General features: G+C 65.9%; 12 protein-coding genes, 1 tRNA gene, 2 rRNA genes and 1 pseudogene (1 of these 16 running past the window's edge). 9 read left to right on the top strand and 7 right to left on the bottom strand.

What is annotated here, in order from left to right:
* The 3 genes from ACR9FL_RS12370 to ACR9FL_RS12360 all read left to right on the top strand — a co-directional run.
* Positions 1–1,109, top strand: a 23S ribosomal RNA gene (locus ACR9FL_RS12370); it begins 1,671 nt to the left of the window's first position.
* An 80-nt stretch (positions 1,110–1,189) separates the two neighbouring features.
* Positions 1,190–1,304 (top strand): 5S ribosomal RNA (rrf, locus tag ACR9FL_RS12365).
* A 72-nt stretch (positions 1,305–1,376) separates the two neighbouring features.
* A tRNA-Met gene (locus ACR9FL_RS12360) sits at positions 1,377–1,453 on the top strand.
* 176 nt (positions 1,454–1,629) lie between these two features.
* Here ACR9FL_RS12360 and ACR9FL_RS12355 read toward each other — a convergent pair.
* Positions 1,630–2,819 (bottom strand): IS3 family transposase gene (locus tag ACR9FL_RS12355; protein WP_134581407.1). Its coding sequence is split into 2 segments (ribosomal slippage): positions 1,630–2,567 and positions 2,567–2,819, totalling 1,191 coding nucleotides; the frame shifts between segments, so codons are not numbered across the junction.
* 902 nt (positions 2,820–3,721) lie between these two features.
* Positions 3,722–5,641, bottom strand: a complete 1,920-nt coding sequence (locus tag ACR9FL_RS12350) for a TonB-dependent receptor domain-containing protein (RefSeq protein WP_436355807.1) — start codon at positions 5,639–5,641, stop codon at positions 3,722–3,724.
* A 101-nt stretch (positions 5,642–5,742) separates the two neighbouring features.
* Here ACR9FL_RS12350 and ACR9FL_RS12345 point away from each other — a divergent pair, with 101 nt between their 5' ends.
* Positions 5,743–7,839 carry a winged helix-turn-helix domain-containing protein gene (locus ACR9FL_RS12345; RefSeq protein WP_436355806.1) on the top strand — a complete coding sequence of 699 codons (2,097 nt, stop codon included), beginning with the start codon at positions 5,743–5,745 and terminating at the stop codon, positions 7,837–7,839.
* Between the two features lie 125 nt (positions 7,840–7,964).
* Here the strand turns inward: ACR9FL_RS12345 and ACR9FL_RS12340 are convergent, their stop codons facing one another.
* Positions 7,965–8,864 carry a LysR family transcriptional regulator ArgP gene (locus tag ACR9FL_RS12340; protein WP_436355804.1) on the bottom strand — a complete coding sequence of 300 codons (900 nt, stop codon included), beginning with the start codon at positions 8,862–8,864 and terminating at the stop codon, positions 7,965–7,967.
* A 68-nt stretch (positions 8,865–8,932) separates the two neighbouring features.
* On the opposite strand from ACR9FL_RS12340, the pseudogene ACR9FL_RS12335 reads away from it, so the two are divergent.
* From ACR9FL_RS12335 to ACR9FL_RS12325, 3 genes and pseudogenes are all read left to right on the top strand, one after another.
* Positions 8,933–9,556, top strand: a pseudogene (locus tag ACR9FL_RS12335) (LysE/ArgO family amino acid transporter).
* Positions 9,557–9,582: 26 nt separating this feature from the next.
* Positions 9,583–10,263 carry a B3/B4 domain-containing protein gene (locus ACR9FL_RS12330; protein WP_436355803.1) on the top strand — a complete coding sequence of 227 codons (681 nt, stop codon included), beginning with the start codon at positions 9,583–9,585 and terminating at the stop codon, positions 10,261–10,263.
* 88 nt (positions 10,264–10,351) lie between these two features.
* Positions 10,352–11,227: a dihydrodipicolinate synthase family protein gene (locus tag ACR9FL_RS12325; RefSeq protein ID WP_436355801.1), complete on the top strand. Its 876-nt coding sequence runs from the start codon at positions 10,352–10,354 to the stop codon at positions 11,225–11,227.
* 72 nt (positions 11,228–11,299) lie between these two features.
* On the opposite strand, the gene ACR9FL_RS12320 is transcribed toward ACR9FL_RS12325, so the two are convergent.
* From ACR9FL_RS12320 to ACR9FL_RS12305, 4 genes are all read right to left on the bottom strand, one after another.
* Positions 11,300–12,727: a HEPN domain-containing protein gene (locus ACR9FL_RS12320; RefSeq protein WP_436355800.1), complete on the bottom strand. Its 1,428-nt coding sequence runs from the start codon at positions 12,725–12,727 to the stop codon at positions 11,300–11,302.
* A gap of 98 nt (positions 12,728–12,825) precedes the next feature.
* The gene (locus tag ACR9FL_RS12315) at positions 12,826–13,266 is read right to left on the bottom strand and encodes a hypothetical protein (protein WP_436355799.1); all 441 of its coding nucleotides are present in this window, start codon (positions 13,264–13,266) and stop codon (positions 12,826–12,828) included.
* Between the two features lie 77 nt (positions 13,267–13,343).
* On the bottom strand, positions 13,344–13,730 hold the full coding sequence (locus ACR9FL_RS12310) for a hypothetical protein (protein ID WP_436355798.1): 387 nt from the start codon (positions 13,728–13,730) through the stop codon (positions 13,344–13,346).
* 228 nt (positions 13,731–13,958) lie between these two features.
* Positions 13,959–15,125, bottom strand: a complete 1,167-nt coding sequence (locus ACR9FL_RS12305; RefSeq protein ID WP_436355796.1) for an MFS transporter — start codon at positions 15,123–15,125, stop codon at positions 13,959–13,961.
* A 51-nt stretch (positions 15,126–15,176) separates the two neighbouring features.
* On the opposite strand from ACR9FL_RS12305, the gene ACR9FL_RS12300 reads away from it, so the two are divergent.
* Together ACR9FL_RS12300 and ACR9FL_RS12295 are read left to right on the top strand one after the other, a co-directional pair.
* Positions 15,177–18,179: an amino acid adenylation domain-containing protein gene (locus ACR9FL_RS12300; protein ID WP_436355795.1), complete on the top strand. Its 3,003-nt coding sequence runs from the start codon at positions 15,177–15,179 to the stop codon at positions 18,177–18,179.
* Positions 18,176–18,946, top strand: coding sequence for a 2,3-dihydro-2,3-dihydroxybenzoate dehydrogenase (locus ACR9FL_RS12295; RefSeq protein ID WP_436355794.1), 771 nt, complete (start codon positions 18,176–18,178; stop codon positions 18,944–18,946). Before ACR9FL_RS12300 ends, ACR9FL_RS12295 begins: the two co-directional genes overlap by 4 nt.
* The last annotated feature ends 75 nt before the right edge of the window (positions 18,947–19,021 follow it).

Genomic DNA, 19,021 nt, shown 5'->3' with positions numbered 1-19,021 from the left:
AGCGACTGTTTAGCAAAAACACAGGGCTCTGCGAAGCAGCAATGCGACGTATAGGGTCTGACGCCTGCCCGGTGCCTGAAGGTTAAAGGGAGGAGTGAAAGCTCCGAACTGAAGCCCAGGTAAACGGCGGCCGTAACTATAACGGTCCTAAGGTAGCGAAATTCCTTGTCGGGTAAGTTCCGACCTGCACGAATGGCGTAACGACTTCCCCACTGTCTCCAGCACAGGCTCAGTGAAATTGAATTCCCCGTGAAGATGCGGGGTTCCCGCGGTCAGACGGAAAGACCCTATGAACCTTTACTATAGCTTCGCCTTGGCGTTAGCGACCGTATGTGTAGGATAGGTGGGAGGCTATGAAACCGGGGCGCCAGCTCTGGTGGAGCCATCCTTGAAATACCACCCTTACTGTCGTTGACGTCTAACCGAGGACCGTTATCCGGTCCCGGGACATGGCGTGGTGGGTAGTTTGACTGGGGCGGTCGCCTCCTAAAGTGTAACGGAGGCGCGCGATGGTGGGCTCAGACCGGTCGGAAATCGGTCGTCGAGTGCAATGGCATAAGCCCGCCTGACTGCGAGACTGACAAGTCGAGCAGAGACGAAAGTCGGCCATAGTGATCCGGTGGTCCCGAGTGGAAGGGCCATCGCTCAACGGATAAAAGGTACTCTAGGGATAACAGGCTGATTTTGCCCAAGAGTCCATATCGACGGCAAAGTTTGGCACCTCGATGTCGGCTCATCACATCCTGGGGCTGGAGCAGGTCCCAAGGGTATGGCTGTTCGCCATTTAAAGTGGTACGTGAGCTGGGTTCAGAACGTCGTGAGACAGTTTGGTCCCTATCTGCCGTGGGTGTTCGAAGCTTGAGAGGATCTGTCCCTAGTACGAGAGGACCGGGATGGACATACCTCTGGTGGACCTGTCATGGCGCCAGCCGTGCAGCAGGGTAGCTAAGTATGGAATAGATAACCGCTGAAAGCATCTAAGCGGGAAACTAACCTCAAAACAAGGCTTCGCTGAGGATCGTGGAAGACTACCACGTTGATAGGCCAGGTGTGGAAGCGCGGTGACGTGTGAAGCTTACTGGTACTAATAATCCGATCGGCTTGATCGTTTCTCAGCAAAACTCATTCGGTTCTACTTGCCGATAATACAATCGCGACGATGTCTTCTTCTTCTTGTGTGTCTGGTTGACCCCGTGGCTATGTCGGAGGTTCCACACCCGATCCCATTCCGAACTCGGTCGTTAAGCCCTCCAGAGCCAATGGTACTTCGTCTCAAGGCGCGGGAGAGTAGGTCGCCGCGGGGTCTACCAGATACACAAGAACAAGCCGTCCAAAAGACTGTCTTCGAACCCTTCTTCCCTCACACACCGCCTTGCCGCGGGATGGAGCAGCCCGGTAGCTCGTCAGGCTCATAACCTGAAGGTCGCAGGTTCAAATCCTGCTCCCGCACCCACTACAGTAGTACAATCGCCGTCCTGGTTCACCAGGGCGGCGATTTGTCCTTTCACGGTCAGCTCATACTGGCCCCGTTCAGGCAGCGGCGTCACCACCACAGTCTCGATCAACTGGCGCACCAGATCCCGAGCTTCGGCGGCCGCGTCACTGTCGCTGTGACGTGACCCCCGTTTCTCATCCAGCCATAACAAGAGTCCGAGGTTGATCTGGGTAGAGATTGGTTGGGTTGGCAATAGGGCGGCCTGCGCAGCCGTCAACCAGCGCAGCAGGCCGCCCGGCGTTTCCAGCAAGGGCTTGCGCGTAGGCCTGCGGCGTCAGCCAGCCGAGCTTCGAGTGCGGTCGCCGTTCGTTGTAGTCACGCCGCCAGGCCTCGAGCACCGCGCGCGCGTGCGGCAGGGATCGAAACAGCGTCTCGTTCAGCAGCTCGTCACGCAGGCGCCCGTTGAAGCTCTCATTGAAGCCGTTCTGCTGGGGCTTGCCCGGCGCGATGTAATGCCAGCCGACGCCGGTGTCGTCGGCCCACGCCAGGACGGCGTTCGAGGTGTATTCCGTGCCGTTGTCGCTGACGATGGTGTCGGGTCGGCCCCGCTGCCGGATGACGGCGTCCAACTCTCGCACCACCCGAGCGCCCGACAGCGAGGTGTCGGCCACCAACGCCAGGCACTCGCGGGTGCAGTTGTCGATCACCGTCAGGATGCGGAAGCGCCGCCCGTCCGTCATCTGGTCAGAGACGAAGTCCAGCGACCAGCGCTGGTTGGCCACCAGCGGCAGGTCCAGCGGTCTCCGCGTGCCCATTGCTCGCTTCCGCCCGCCGCGCCGGCGCACCGTCAGCCGTTCCTCACGATAGATCCGCTGAACCCGCTTCTTGTTGACCGCATGGCCCTCGCGCCGCAGCAGGACGTGCAGGCGGCGGTAGCCGAACCGGCGACGCTCCTGGGCGAGGGCCCTCAGCCGGTCGCGCAGGGCGCCGTCGTCCGGGCGCGTCGCCTGATAGCGCACGCTCGTCCGATCGACGCCCAGAACACGGCACGCCCGCCTTTCGCTCATCTCGTAGGCGGCTTGCAGATGACCAGCCGCCTCGCGCCAGCCGGCGGGCGTCACCACTTTTTTCCCAGCAGGTCCTTCAGGGCCACGTTGTCCAGCATCGCGTCCGCCAACATTCGCTTGAGCCGGGCGTTCTCGTCTTCAAGCGTCTTCAGCCGCCGAGCCTCCGACACGTCGAGCCCGCCGAACTTGGCCTTCCATTTGTAAAAGGTCGCCGAGCTGACCCCGTGACGCCTACACACCTCCGCCGTCGTCACTCCGGCTTCCTGCTCCCGCAGGATCCCGATGATCTGCTCTTCCGTGAACCTTGATCGCTTCATTCTGTCCGTCCTTCGTTAGGGCGGACTCTAGCTATTCCTGGAGGAGTTTCAGGGGGTCACGTCAGATCCGTTCAGGCGACGCTTGAGGATGTGTGGTCCTGCGTATGCCAGAGCGAGGACCTATGAGGTCATCATCCGCGTGACTAGCCCGCCGAAGCGGCGGAGGACGTCTCGCCCGCAGATGACGGCTAGCGAGCTTCCTGTTCGAGGTGTCGGCGCCGATGAGAATATGGTCAGCAGGGCTGGCCGAGGCCGTATGTGGCCAACTATTGGAATGCCGCCTTTTGACTCATAGCGGCCGATCGGAAAGCCCGCTTTGGGGCTGGATGGTTGCCACGCCTGAATGTCCGCTTGGCCATGCGCCAGTCAGGCCCATAAACGCAGCGGAGAACCTACTCGCTGGGTATGAGCCACCAGCTTGGCGATGCCCCCTCCTTGGCCCCTCCAACGGATTCACTGGGGCGCAGCGGGTGACAGCGTGGCAGCTAAGCGCTTGGCTCCGACGATGTGGCCTCCTGTCGCTCGCCTCCTGCTGTGACCTGTGCGGCGGATCATCTCGTCTTGGTCGTCATTCGGAAAACTACGCCGACATCGAACGAGCAATCACCATTTACGGAGGATGTCATTTCGCGATCCATCGACGTTTTCGGGATCCAGCGGCATGGCTCCAAAAGCTATTGGCCCTTCCAGATGGTCCGGAATGGGCCATCGCTTTGAGCCTCACGCTGATTGACCTCCCCGGCTGGCTTTGTTCGACCGGCGTTACGGTAGACCCGTTCAGAGAACTACAACGTCGTTTTTCAAACGACAGTTCAATCGAAAGCGCCGCCAACCGTCATGGCCAGGCTGGAGGCGCTCCAAGGCGTTCCGCTGATCAGGGCAGTGATGGCCCTGATCTCCGACTAGAACGTCGCCGTGAGCGTCGCCCGGAATGCGCGGGGAGCAGCGGGCCATATCTGTTCGTTGGCGCTCGCCCACCAGCCAGTGCGGTTGAAGACATTCGACACCACCACCCGCATGAGCAGGTCCGTGTCAGCCACGCGCCAGCGACGGCGGACGCCCAGATTCACCCAAGGTTGCCCCGGTGCCTTGACAGTGTTCCTAGCATCGACCCACCGTTCGGCATCATAGGTGACATAGGCGTCTACCGACCATCCGGGCGCGAAGCCCAACTCCTGTTCAAGGCTGGCCAAGGCACGGAACTCCGACACGCCGGCGGGCGTCGAGCCGATCACCGCAGTCCGGACCAGTTCGCCCTCGACCTCAGCGTCCAGCCAGAAGCCGCCTAGAACCATGCTGGTCCCCGGACGAAGCTGACCGGCAAGAGACCCTTCGATCCCCCGATGCGTCACCTGGCCGACATGACCAAACGAGCCGTCGGCGCGAAACCCGGTGGTCGGTTTCGACAGTTCGAACGCCGCCCCGGTCAGGTTCATCCGCTCACCCAGGCCCACGCGCACACCGACCTCCTTCTGCTCGGCCTCGACGGGTGGCAGGATTTCGTTCCGATTTCCCGCCCGCGCCGGCGCGACCCCACTTTCTTCCAGGCCCGTGACCCAGCTGGCGAACAGGGTCGTGCGTGGCGCGACCCGCCAACTCGCCGAGGCATTGTAGAGCCAACGCTCCTCCCGACGCCCGGCATGTGTTCCATCCAAAGCGGTCACGGTCTTTTCGTAGCGCGAACGATGCGCCCCCATCCGCAGGGTCAGCCACTCGCTCACAGCCAGATCGTACATCAAGCTCAAGGTCGCTTGATCGACCCGGTCCTGCACCCGCCGACCGTCGTCGAAGGTCTCTACGGGGTCACCGTATCCAGGACGACGTGAAAGGTCGACCGGCCCAAGTTCGACGGGTGCGCCGCCGACCGTGGCGGCGTCCGTGCCACGCCAGCGCGCCGCCGCGCCGAACCTGTGCGTCAGCGCCCCGGTCGAGACGGTTCGGAACAGCTTGGCTTCCAACGAATCCGACATGAAGTCCCGCTCTGGCGTGCGGAACATGGTCGCGGTCCCGATCCCGTTCTCCCCGACCTGCAACAGGGTGTAGTCCGAGCGCTCAGGCACGAAGGAGGCGCGGAAAGCCGATACGACCCAGGCCAGGTCGCCTGATCCCCCATCTAGGATGGCGCCGGCCGTGATATCTCGAGCGTCGAGCTTGGCCCAGTTGGGGGAGAAGTTCTGACGTTGCAGCGGCGGTTTCGGCAGGGTCGCGCCGTTGAGGACGATGCCGTAGTCGCCGTTGTAGAGCCGCCGCGCCACGCTCAGCACCGTCCGAATCCGCACGGCCTCGGACGGCTCGTAGCGGCCGACGACACCCAGCTCATAGACCGATCCCTCCGTGCCTAGAGCCCATTCCGCATCCGGTCTCGCGATCACATTGGCGCTCAACCCCAGGACGCCGTCCTCGCTGACCCACAAGCGAGAGGCGTCAATGACGAAGGACTCATATTCGCGCAGACCCGTCGTGACCCGCCAGTTCGACGGCCCCGTGGTGTCCCGCAACCGATAGTCCACGGCGCCGGACGGCGAGGGATAGTCCAGACGGGCGCCGCTGGCGCCGACCCGAACGCTGACCCCGCCCAGCGCCGCGTCGCTGATGGAGGAATGGCGCGCGAAGTAGCTGCCCTCGATCCGATAGGTGCCGGAACTCTGAAGGTCGAAGCCGCGCACATTGCCTTCGCCGTAGAGGCCCACCTGTTCAAGACCGATGCGTTCTCCAAAAGCGTCGATCGCCCTTCGCGTGGCGCTTTCCTGGGCAATCGCAGGGGCGGCGAAGGCCAGCGGCAACATGGTCAGAAGGAACAGGCGGGTGTCCAAGGGGCGCATTGGCGGTCTCATCCAGGTGGCTATCAATATCACCGGCGATAGACGAGACTGCTGTTCTGGATGCGAGGGTGGGGGCCCGATCTTGGGCCGATGATTTTCCGATGAATGACCTGGCCACTCTGTTGCGCAGGCCGATCAACCTGGCGTCCGAACCGCCATTCCCGTTGGGAACGGGGATGGTTCGTCCTGCGTCATTGGAGGTGATCTGGCCCGACGGAAGCTGCAAGTTGGAGCCTCGCGTGATGCAGGTCCTGGTCGCGCTAAACCGCCAGCGCGGCGACCCGCTCAGCCGGGAAGAGCTATCTCGGCTCTGCTGGAATGGACGCATTGTCGGCGAGGACGCCCTCATCCGGTGTATCGTCAAGCTGCGGAAGGTTTTCCAGCGCGATCCAACTGTGGAGATCGGCACCATTCCCAGGGTGGGCTATCGCCTGCACATTGTTCCCGCGTCGGTGCAAACGCAGGCGGTCGCGTCGCCTCCTCTAAATCAATCGCGGCGCAACGCATGGCGGTCTCTACGACCGCTTCTATTGGGCGGGGCCGTGACGGCGGTCGCCGCCCTCGGCATTGGCGCGTTTCTGTTGATGAGGCAGCCTAGTGCGCTTGCAGCCGAGGCTCTGCGGCCCCTCACGTCCGAACCCGGCGTTGAGACGCACCCCGCGCTTTCGCCGGACGGACGTCTCTTCGCCTATGCCGGCGGTGGCGGATACGGGATGCAGAGGGACATCTTTCTGCGCGGAGTCGCTGACGGCACGCCCGTCCAACTCACCGACACCCCAGAAGATGAACTCGCCCCCGTCTGGTCGCCCGACGGCCGGCGCATCGCCTTCGTCCGCCGCGTGCCGGGCGCACCGTGCGAGATTCTGGTCGCGCCGGTTCCTCAGGGAGAGGCGCGGGTTGTGGGACGCTGCGCGGTTGAGGCATTTACGCGCCTGGCTTGGGCGCGGGACGGCGAAATCCTCCTGTCCGATCGGCCCTCGCGCGGGGCCGTGCGCCGCATCCGCGCCCTTGCCCCCGACACGGGCCTCATGCGCGACGTCACCGCGCCGCCGTCCACCAGCCTTGGCGACACCGACCCCGTCGTCACGCACGGTGGCGACCGCATAGCCTTCAGGCGCACATCCTCACTTGGGGGGGACGATCTCTACATCGCCAAGGTTTCGGGCGCAGGACAGCGAGCTCTCACCCGCGACGGCTGGAAGGCCTTGGGCTATGCCTTCGCGGCGGATGACCGAACCCTTCTGTTCTCCAGCAACCGGGCAGGCGACTTCGGCCTGTGGTCGGTAAACGTCGAACGGCCATCCCGGCCCGCTCGCCTGAGCTTGGGCCTACTCTCATTCGGGCGCATGTCCGCTGACGGCCACGGTCTGCTGGCTGTCGAAGTCGGCGACGTCCGATCGAATCTGTTCGCTTGGCGAGCCGGCGCTGCGCCTGTTCCGCTTACAGGCGGCAATATCAGCGACTGGGACCCGGACCTCTCCCGGACGGGCCAACTGACCTTCATTTCGGATCAGAACGGCGGATCAGAAGTCTGGATCAAGCGTAGCCAGGGCGCGCCCACGCAACTGACTGACCTGGCGGCCAGCTTTGTGTTCTCACCCCGTTGGTCGCCTGACGGTCAGAGCATCGCCTTCGTCGCCGCGCGCGAACGCCGCACCGACGTCTATGTGATCAAGGCCGACGGCTCCGGCCTTAGGAAGGTCACCTCGGACGGCGCGGCGCGCGGCGAACTGGCCTGGGACGAAAACGGCGGCATCGTCGTTCCCACCCTCCGGGAAGGCGGCTGGCGGGTCGAACGGATCGACGCTCGCGGCGGGGTCACCGCCGTTCCGCACAGCACTGGCGTCCGAACCGTCAAGAGCGCTGGCGCCGGGGGCCTCTACGCAGTGAAGCAGGAAGACGACCGACTCTGGCGTCTTGAAGCGACAGGAACCGTTCCATCATCCCCCCTGATCCGCATCAACCCAGAGACGGCCTGGGCCCCGACAAGCAGCGGCGTCTACCATTTGACACCCGCGCTCGGCGGGGAGGTGGTTCTAAGCCTCACCTCATGGTCCGGGGCGGTTCGTGATGTGCAGTCGCTGGGGACCTTCGGCCTGCAGCATAGTCTTGCCGTCTCTCCAGCCCGTGACTTTGTTGCCGCGAGGGTGGTTCGCGATGAGGCGGACGTGTTTGCTATCCAGCTAGAGAATCGATGAAATGGTGGGCGTCGTGTCCGGCCACTTGTGCACATCGGTCGCGGGCATACGGGCGGACTACTTCTAGACTGCTGAGATGTCCGCTTTTCGCGACCATCCCAATGTCCACTGCTGGCGCGTTGCCGTCAGGCGGTTTGCAGCCAGTCGGCCGCCCCAGCGCGAACCGCCCTGGTCAGGTCTTCGATCAGGCGTGTGGTGATGCGTAGGTGCTGCCAGAAAAGTGGCACGTCGACGATGATGCCGGGGGCAAGATCGACCAGGCGGCCTGACGCGATCAGCGGAGCGGCTAGGCGTTCCGGCGTCAGGGACCAGGCGACGCCCGCCAGAGTGAAATCCAGAAACCCCTGGGTGGACGGCACCCAGTGGGTCGGCCCTTCGACCGGACTTCCAACGACTTTTTCAGTCCACTGGAGTTGCAGCCGATCACGGGGGCTGAAGCGGAGCACCGGCGCCTCCGTCAGCCGCGCCGCCGTCACGCTGCTCGGGAAATAGCGATCGCGATAATCCGGCGTCGCGGCGGCCACGTAGCGAAGCGACCCCAGCGGCAGGGTGCGGCATCCTGCGACGGCCTTTCCCGCCGTGGTCACGGCGGCGATCACCTCGCCTGCGCGCAGGCGCTCTGCGGTGTCGGCCTCGTCGTCGAGCACTAGGGACAGGGTGTTCGGCTGGGCGGCGGCGAAGCGGGCGGCCGCGGCCGGGAACCAGGTGCCGAGGCTGTCGGCGTTGAGGGCGATCTTCAAGGTCGGGCGCGCGCCGCCGAACGCGGCGGCCCAGACGGGATCGCCCGCCATCATGTCGTGCTCCAGAAGAGCCACCTGATCGAAGTGGGCCGCCAGCCGCGCCCCTGCCTCGGTCGGTCGGCACGGCGTCGCGCGAATGACCAAGGGCAGACCTAACCGCTCCTCCAATCCTTTCACGCGCTGGGACACGGCCGAGGGCGTGACCGACAGGGCTTCGGCGGCCGCATCGAAGGAGCCGGTGCGGATGACGGCGGCAAGGGCCGCGAGGGCGGGATAGTCTAACATTAGGATGGCTAATCTAACATAAGCAGGATTAGTTCGGCTACGATCTCGCGCCATGCGATCAGCACCCCATGATCGTTTCCATTCTTCCGCCCCTGGCGAAGGGTTTCGCACTGTCGGCCAGCCTGATCGTCTCCATCGGCGCCCAGAACATGTTCGTGCTGCGGCAGGGGCTGCGGCGCGAATATGTCCTGCCGGTCGTCCTGTTCTGCGCCGTGGCGGATTCCGTTCTCGTCATCGCCGGCGTGAATGGTTTAGGCCGGTTGCTGGCGGCGGTTCCCGGTCTATCGGCGGCGTTGAGCCTCGGCGGTGCCGCCTTCCTGACCTGGTACGCCGTAGGGGCCTTTCGGCGGGCAATGCGCTCGGAGGCTCTGGTCGTTCAGGACGGCGCAGGTCTGTCGCTCGGGGCGGCGCTGGCGGCCACCGCCGCCTTCACCCTGCTGAACCCGCATGTCTAGATCGACACCGTCATGTTGATGGGGGCCGTCGGGTCCAGCCTGCCCGAGAGCCAGCGCCTGTTTTTCATCATCGGAGCCTCGACCTTCGCCGCTGTCTGGTTCGCGTCCATCGGCTTTGGCGCGCGTTTTCTGGCGCCGCTCTTCGCACGCCCGCTCGCCTGGCGCGTGCTGGATGTCGTCACGGGCCTGATGATGACCGTCATCGCCGTGGTCCTGGTGCGCGGCGTCTTCGCCTGACGCCATTTCAGAACATCGAGGTCACCATGAATCCGCCCGTTATCACCCCGGAAATCTACGCCCTGCGCCCGGACTTCGCGGCGCTCAGCATCCTTGTCACTGGTGCGCGCAATGGGCCGAGCGATCCGTATGGCGCAGAACAGTTGCAGCTAGCGTGTGAGGCGCAGGAGCCAGAGTGGGCTGAGGCGCACCTGGACGCCTGGCGGGACGCCTACTGCGCCTTCGGCGCCAAGCCGCAGCGGACGCCATGCTCCGTCGAGGCCTTGCGTAAGCGGGCGCAGCGGGATGGGACCCTGCCGCCGGTGAACGCCGTCGTCGATCTCTACAATGCGATCAGCCTTCGTTACGCCCTTCCGATCGGCGGCGAGGACGCGGACGCCTACGCCGGGACGCCCAGGCTGGTCGTCGCCCAGGGCGGCGAGGCCTTCGACACGGCCCAGAACGGCGAACCGAAGACCGAGATGATTGATCCCGGCGAGGTCATCTGGCGCGATGATCACGGTGCGACCTGCCGGCGATGGAACTGGCGGCAGGGGGTACGGACGCGGATCACCGACGACAGCACCGCCATGTGGTTCATCCTTGAGCGCCTGGACCCCATGCCGATACCCGCTCTGCTGCAGGCGGGCGACGACCTGATCGCTGGGTTGAAGCGTCTCAGTCCGTCGCTGCAGGCGAGCAGTTTTCTCCTTCAACGCGCGGACTGACCGACCGTCCGTCACAGACTGAAGCCAAGCCTGATTTGAGCCGACCGCTGCGTCGGGCCTCACTGGGGCGATATTCTGGAGCAGAAGCATGGCGCTGTTTTCGGGCCTTTCAGCCTTTCCCATCACCCCGATGACGCCCGAAGGCGAGGTCATTGCGCCTGACCTGCAGCGGTTGGCCCGGCGCATCGAGGCGGGCGGCGCCGATTCCATAGGCCTGCTCGGCAGCACCGGGACCTATATATTCCTGAGCCGCGACCAACGGCGACGCGCCGTGGCGGCGGCTGTTGAAGCCGTCGCCTCAATCCCGATCATCGTTGGCGTCGGCGCCATGCGGACCGACGAGGCCCAGGCCCTGGCGCGCGATGCGGCGGCAGAGGGCGCGTCCGGCCTGCTCCTGGCTCCGGTCAGCTATACGCCGTTGACGGAGGAGGAGGTCTTTCAGCACTTCCTCGCCGTCGCTTCCGCCACGGACCTGCGGCTATGCATCTACAGCAATCCCGGCACGACCAACTTCACCTTCAGACCGGAGCTGGTCGCGCGTCTGGTGGCGATCCCGACCGTGGCAGCGATCAAACTGCCGCTGCCGGCGTCGGGCGACATCGCGGCCGACCTGGCGTCCTTCCGGCAGGCGGCGCCGGGCTTGTCCATCGGCTACAGCGGCGACTGGGGCTGCAAGGCGGCGCTGCTGGCGGGTGCCGACTGCTGGTACAGCGTGGCCGGCGGGCTGTTTCCCGAACCGGCCGCCGCGCTCGCCGCGGCAGCCATCAGGGGCGATCGCGAAGAAGCGGACCGATGCGAAGCTGTCTTCGCCGACCTGTGGGATTTGTTCCGCGCCCACGGCAGCCTTCGGCTGATGTATGCAGCGGCGAACATACTGGGTTTGACCGAAGCGTCGCCGCCGAAACCGCTTCTGGGACCGGATGAGGGGCTGACGGCCAGCCTCCGAAAGGCTTTTCCGCTCTGAGACACAGGTGGCGCCCAGTGTCGGGTTTCGGCCGCGAAGCCAAGGACCGCTACTGGCGCTTTGCGGCGGGGCCTAGGCCGCGGCGTCAGGAAGGTTCAGGCCAGCGGCGCCTAGCGTGCGGCGTGACTGGTAGTCGTTTGTGCCCCCGTGGAACTGACGTCGGACCAAGTGATCCGGCAATCCGGTCAGCTTCAGAAGAAGCGCGTGGTACAGAAGGGCAAGAGCCGGACTCAGGGTTTGGATGTCCGCGTCAAAGGCGTCGCCATCTTCAGGGCTCCTTCTCCCGCCGAAGTGCGAGATGTCGTTGCGACGGCCGGCGCAGCGTTCGGCGAACGCCCGAAGTTCGCTGGCTTCTAAGTTGAGCGGTAAGGTCGCCAGGATTTCGCGGAGCCGGCTCGCAAGACTGGGCTCATCGTCGGACGGCAGCATCCTCTCAGCCCAGACGCGATCCTTCTCGAGTGCGATACTGGACAGGATGCGCTGGACCTTGGCGGCCAGCCGGGGATTTGGAGAATTCGGGTAGGATGCCCGGTGCAGGGCCTCGAGGCCCCAGACAAGGCTGGCGAAGCGGTGCTCCGGGTACATCGGGTGCCCACGGCGATTGCCGAGATAGAGATGGACGCCTGGGCCCATCTGGTCATGGAGGGCCAGCCATTTTCCGAACATGGCGCCGAAACTGCTCTCGCAGGCGGGAAACATCGCCCATGACCGGTGCCAGGACACGGGCTCCGCGCCACGACCCATCCTGGGATAGTAGAGCCTAACGGGGGAGCCCTTGGCTTTCAACCTCAGGCGGGGGAAGTCCAGCCCGCGGTTGCTGTCGGTGAGCAGTATGAGGAAATCCTCGACCTTCTGGGCGAGCTCGACAGCCTCTTCGACCGTCACCGGCTGTTTCCGGACCAGCCTGAGAAGGGCGCGTTCGCGCCACACTATGCTCGGCCTGCCGGTCGCCGGCAGGATCCCATCCAGCCAGCGCTGCAGCTCAAGCACATCGCTCTGGAGACGCCATTGCTGCGTCTTGGGTTTGACGTAACTCGCACGGACTCCCCTTGGTGTCCGGTCGGCCTTCAGGTCCGACAGGCCCAGCCAGCCCTCAAGGCCGTCAAGCGGAAATTCGATCTGTCGGAACCGGTGACGCCGGTCGTCAAAGACAGGATCGGTGCTGATGAGGGCCAGATGCGGGAGGTAGGCTTCGGTCGATGGCCCGTTCGCGTGCGCGTTGGCGCCGTTGGCGACAAGGTCACCAAGCCACACGCGCTCATCCGTACCGATCAGGACCCCGGCAATGGCGCCCTCGACCTGGCCGCGTCGGAAAACACGCGAGAGGAGGGCCCCGGGCTCATCGCCTGGAAGATGCCCGTCCAGATCGAGGCCGATACGTCCGGAGTTGTTGATCTTCAGCCGTCCCGTAACGCTTGCGGGATGTGCGAAGTGCCCGTCCGGAACGGTTAGCCCGGCCGGCCAGAAGTAGCCCCGGGAGTCTAACAGCGAATCTGGCAAAACTTACTCCTGTACCGCAGACGTGCTGCATGCAGCGGTCGGGGGACGACAGGTGCAGCGGGCATTGTACCTCTCCTGCGGGACTTCCCCTGGTGAGACTACTTTACCACGCACGGTTCGGGCGTTGCTGCAGGTGAGCAGGTGACTCGAACCTCGGCGGGTGTCTGCCGTCGGACGTCCGCGAGCGCCTCCCGGGTGAGCCGAAGGTCCGACGTCACCAAGGTCAGCCGTCTCTCAAGCTCTGCCACGCGGAGTCGGGTGGTATCATCGGCACCGTTCAGGCCCATGGCCGCCAGCGCTGCCGCGTGCAGGAGGAAGCCGGCCAGGCCCGCGAGAGCCTGGAGGTTGAACGGGTTGCCGCTTCCGGCCTTGGCCCTGCCGACCCAACCTCGACCGCCGAAACCCACGCTTACCAGGTAGGCGGTGACCGCGAGCAGGCTGAGGCCGCCTGCAAGCCCACGACCCAATGGCGTGAGGCTCGGAAACGCCGGAGGGATGGAGGCGAGCGCAACACACATCAGTGCGAAGGCGCCAGCCATGAGTGCCCCGGACAGCTGGCGTTCAGGCGCCTTAGCACCGCTGGTGGGATTACCCGCTTTTCCCGGAGGCGTAGGGTTCATGCTGTCTGTGGGGCAGGATTGGGTTCTTCCGGGCCCCACACCTGCAGAGCCGTCGTCGCGAGGTTCGGCGCGAGCTGGCCCAGCGCGATCGCCACGGAGGTGGCGGATACGTAGTCGCGGTCCCGCTGGCTCGCGATCGCCTCCGAGAGGGCGCGGATGGCGGCGATGTCCTCGGCCAGAAGCGGAAGCAGGCCGTCGGGGGCAGGTCCCCGAACCGCGAGGATTGGATTCACGACCATGTGCATGAGGTTTGCGATGAGGAAGACGCGCGCGTCCGGCCGCCAGTGGTGGGGAACCTGCTGAACAACAAACCCGAGCGGTCCCGGGTCCCGCTCCAGGCCCGCGAGCTGATTGTTGAAATGGTCGGCATAGACAGCAAGCATGGCTGATCCCCCTCAATCGAGGGTTGCTGGAGTGTCCTGCCCAGTCAAGTCTCCCGGGCAGGAGCGGGGCCCGTCCGCCGTCCTAGGACCGCGGACGGTGATTGCGCACACATCAGTTCACCGTGCGCGTTCGATTCCCCTCCCTTCACGCCATCGTTCAAATGACTGGTTTCCGGCGATGGCGGGATGTCCGCTTTTGGCGCATCCGGGACTCAATCGAATGTGCTTTTAGGCGAAACCCACCTTCCGATTCAGAAAGACCACGCAACCGGTGAGTGCGAGCAGCAGGACGGCACCCCAGGACAGATCATCGGCGCTCCCGAACCGGATGATCGCACCACCAAGGAGGCCGCCGCCAGCGATGGCGAGGTTCCAGACAGTGACGATCATCGATTGGGCCAGATCTGTGTCGCGCCCCGCAACGCGCGCCGATGCGGTCTGGAAGAGCGAGGCTGCGCCGCCAAAGGCGAGCCCCCAGACGGCGATCGCCGGCAGCACCATGCCGGCGGTCTGTCCGAACGCCGCCAGTACGAGGGCCGCAAAGAGAAACAGGCCTGTACTCGTCAGGGCCAGGACCTTGAGCTGCCTGTCGATCCAGACGCCCACGATCCATATGCCCGCAAGGGCGGCGACGCCGAACAGCAACAGGACGGCGTCCACGCGCGCGATCAGGTCCGCCTGGCGCAAGATGGGCGCGATGTAGGTGTAGAGAATATTGTGCGCGAGCACGAAGCCGAAGGTCGCGGCGAGCACGGGTTTCAGGCCGGGGATTTGCAGCACTCTCAGCAGCGGAGTTCTCCGGGCCGAAGTCTCGCCATCGAAGTCGGGAACCCGCCATGCGATCCATGCGATCAGCAGCAGGCTCAGGCCGCTCATCATCAGAAAGACGGATCGCCAGCCGATCAGGCCGCTGACCATCGTGCCGGCGGGTATGCCGATCGACAGGGCTAGCGGCGTGCCGACCATGGCCAGGGCGATGGCGCGGCCCTTGAGGTGTTTGGGCGCCATGCGGCTGGCGTAGCCGGCGAGCAGAGCCCAGACGAGACCGGCAAAGACGCCGGCGACAAAGCGCGCGCCCAATGTCAGCACGTAGCTGTGGGACAGGGCTGTGACGGCGTTTGCGAAAAGGAAGCCGCCGACGGCCATCAACAACAGGGGGCGGCGCCGCCAACTGCGCGTGGCGGCCGTCAGTGGAATGGCCGCCGCCAGTGAGCCTGCGGCGTAGGCGGTGATGAGCTGTCCTGCCATGCTTTCAGAAATGCCCAAGCCGGCGCTGATGTCCGGCAGAAGACCGGCGGGCAGGGCCTCGGTGAGGATAGTCAGGAACCCGGCCGCAGCGAGGGCTAAAAGACCGACGACAGGCAGGCTGTCTGATGAGGTGCGCGACGTACTCACGTCGGCGTTCCCTCGCCGTTGAGCGGCAGCACCAGGTCTGTCACGCGGTAGATGTGGAACTCGCTGGTCGAGACGGAATCCAGTCGCTTGGACGAGCAACTGATCCTGGCCTCCAAGGCCCTGATCAAGACCCGCCGCCACGGCCGTTACCGCAGCGAGCAGTTGCGGCGTGATCTCGGCCTGATCGGCGGGGCGCGGCGCCTGTATGGGCCGCTGGTCAACGTCCTGCCGTTCGATCTGCCGCCGCGCTTTGCGGGGCTGGACACGATGCTGAAGGTGTTGGGCACTGGCCCGGTGGACGACATCAGCTTCACCTTCCGCGGCGACGCCGCCCCGGCCCTGACGCTGGAGGTCGACGCCAACCCCGACCTCTACACGTTGGAGGAAGCCTCCGCCCACGCAGAGCGTCTGGCCGCCTTCCTGACGAACGCCCTCGACGCCGAAACGCTGGGCGAAGTTCCCATCGCCACGCCGAGCGAGGCCGCGCGCGAACTCGAAGCCTTCAACGCCACCGCCCACCCGGTTCCCGACACGACGCTGACCGCCCTGCTGGAGGTGGCGATGCAGGCGACGCCGGACGCCCCGGCGCTGACCTTCGGCGAGCGGACCCTGACCTATGGCGAGCTGGACCGCCGCACGGCCGCGCTGGCCTCGATGCTGGCGGCACGCGGCGTGGGACGCGAGAGCCTGGTCGCCGTGGCCCTGCCGCGTTCGCTGGAACTGGTGATCGCCCTGGTCGCCGCCTTACGCGCGGGCGGCGCCTATCTGCCGCTTGACCTGGAGCATCCCGCCGAGCGCATCGCCGCCATCGTCCGCGCCGCCGGCCCGACCGTCGTGCTGGCCCATGAGGACATCGGCGGCGCATTTGGCGAGGCCCTGCTGGCGCCGGCCGACTGGCCGCTGGATGGGGCCGCGCCTATCGTCGCCCAGACGGGCGAAGACGCCGCCTATGTCATCTACACCTCGGGCTCGACCGGTGATCCCAAGGGGGTGCTGGTCGAGCATCGGGCCATCGTCAACCGCCTGTTGTGGATGCAGGCCGAGTACGGCATCGGCGCCCAGACCCGCATCCTGCAGAAGACGCCCGCCACCTTCGACGTCTCGGTGTGGGAGTTCTTCCTCGCCCTGATCTCGGGCGGCGAACTGGTCGTGGCCCCGCCCGGCGTCCATCGCGATCCGGTGGCCATCGCCGGGTTGATCCGTCGTCATGCGATCACCGACCTGCACTTCGTCCCCTCCATGCTGTCGGCCTTTCTGGCCGATCCGGCGGCCAAGGGCATCGCGGTCGCCCACGTCTTCTGCAGCGGCGAGGAACTGCCCGCCGAATTGCGTGACCGTTTCCATCAGACGGTGAAGGCCGAACTGCACAACCTCTACGGCCCGACCGAGGCGGCGGTGGACGTCAGCTATTGGGCCGCCGGGCCGGACGATACGTCCCGCCCCATGCCGATCGGCTGGCCGGTTTGGAACACGCGACTGGTCATTCTGGACGAGCGGCTGCGCCCCGTGGCGCCCGGCATGGGCGGCCATCTGCATCTGGGCGGCGTCCAACTGGCGCGCGGCTATCTGAACCGGCTCGACCTGACCGAGGACCGCTTCATCCCCGACCCGCACCATCCGGGCCAGCGCCTGTATCGCACCGGCGACGTGGCGCGCAGGCGGGCGGATGGGGCGGTCGTCTATCTGGGCCGCAGCGACCATCAGGTGAAGATCCGCGGCCTGCGCATCGAACTGGGCGAGATCGAAGCCGCCGTCATCGCCAGCGGTCTGGCGCGCGAGACGGTGGTGCTGGCCCGCGAGGACCGCCCCGGCGAGCGCCGTCTGGTCGTCTATCTGGTTCCGGCCGAGGGGTATGACCTCGCAGCCCTGAAGGCCAAGTTGGCCGCGCGCCTGCCCGACTACATGGCGCCGGCCGTCATCGTGGCGCTGGACGCCCTGCCGACGACCTCCAACGGCAAGCTGGACCGCAAGGCGCTGCCCGCCCCGGTGTTCGAGGCCGCAGCGGGCCGGGCGGCCGAGACGCCGACCGAGAAAATCATCGCCGAACTGTTCGCCGAGACGCTGGGCAGGGCCGAACCTGCGGGCGCCGACGACGACTTCTTTACGCTGGGCGGGGACTCCCTGCTGGCGGTGCATCTGATGATGCTGATCCGCGAGCGGCTGGGGCGCGATCCGGGGCTGGGCGCCCTGTTCGACCGGCCGCGCGTGGCGGAACTGGCCGCCCTGATCGACGCCGAGGCGCTGGACTTCGACAATGGGCTGGGCGTGCTGATCCGTCTGGCCGAGGGCGATCCGGCCCTGCCGCCGCTGTTCCTGATCCACCCGGCGGGAGGGCTATCGTGGGGCTATCGCACCCTGGCGCGCGCCCTGTCGCCGCGCCGCACGGTGTGGGGCGTTCAGTCGCCCGCACTGGACCCGCAGAACGCCCTGCCGGACGGGATCGACGCGTTGGCGTCGGTCTATGTCGATCATATTCTGGAGCTCGGCTCGCCGGGACCGGTGCATATCGCAGGCTGGTCCGTCGGCGGCATTATCGCTCAGGCGGCGGCGGTCGAGCTGGAGCGGCGCGGGGTCAAGGTCGGCCTGATGGCCATGCTGGACTCCTATCCGGCTGAGTGCTGGCGCGCCGAGCCGGAACCGAACCCCGTCGATGCCATGCGCGCCCTTCTGGCCATCGCCGGATATGACCCGACCCAGTATCCCGAACTGCGCAGCCGCGAGGCCATCCTCGCCTTCCTGAAGGCGGGCGACAGCGCGCTGGGCAGCCTGCCAGAGGCCGCTCTGGACGGGGTGATCCGCGTGGTGCTGGACACCAACCGTCTGGTGCGTGAGCACCATCACAAGGCCTTCGGCGGCCGCACCACCCACGTCCGCGCGGCGCTGGATCATAAGGAGCGCGACCTGACGCCTGGCCTGTGGCGCCCTTACGTCGCCGATCTGGACGTGGTCGAGGTTCCCTTCCTGCACCCGCAACTGACCGGCCCGGCGGCGACGGCCCTGATCGCCCCTGCGCTCGACGCCCGCATGACCGCCACAGAGGATATGACACGATGAGAGACAGCGGACTGTCCGGCCGCCTGGCCCTGGTCACGGGCGCGGGCGGCGGCATCGGCGCCGCCGTGGTGCGCCTGCTGGTCGAGGAGGGGGCGCGCGTGGTGGCGAGCGACCTTCCGTCCACCGCCCTGTCGGGGCTGGCCTTCCTGAACGGCGTGCGCGTCGAGCCGCTGGACGTGTCCGACGGCGCGGCGGTCGAGGCCCTGTTTGAGCGTATCGAGGCCGAGGAAGGCCCGATCGACTTCGTGGCCAGCGTCGCGGGCGTCCTGTCCAATGTGACGGTGGATCAGACCTCCGACGCTGAATGGCGCCGCGTCTTCGCGGTCAATGCGGACGGGGTCTTCCATCTGGGCCGCGAGGTTTCGCGTCGGATGGGCGAAAGAGGCAAGGGCGCCTTTGTCACCGTCAGCTCCAACGCGGCGGGCGTGCCGCGCCATGCGATGGCGGCCTATGCCGCGTCCAAGGCGGCGGCGACCATGTTCACCCGCTGTCTGGGGTTGGAACTGGGGCCTAAGGGCGTCCGCTGCAACATCGTCGCCCCCGGCTCGACCCTGACGCCGATGCAGACCGGCATGTGGGCCGATAAGGACGGCGCCGCCCGGGTCATCGCCGGCTCTCCCGAGACGTTCAAGGCGGGCATTCCGCTGCAGAAGCTGGCGACGTCCGAAGACATCGCCGAGGCGGTGGTCTTCCTGCTGTCCGACCGCGCCGCCCACATCACCATGACGGACCTCTACGTCGACGGCGGGGCGACGCTGAGAGGCTAAAAATTGGCGGACATGATCGTCAACTCGTCGCCCGCAGGCTGCTCGCCTCGGCGGACGACATCAAGACCATGATCG

This window comes from Brevundimonas sp. CEF1, assembly GCF_051353055.1.
GTDB lineage: Bacteria > Pseudomonadota > Alphaproteobacteria > Caulobacterales > Caulobacteraceae > Brevundimonas.
Note: the sequence above shows the minus strand (reverse complement) of the source record. Positions and strands in the feature narration are given on the sequence as shown.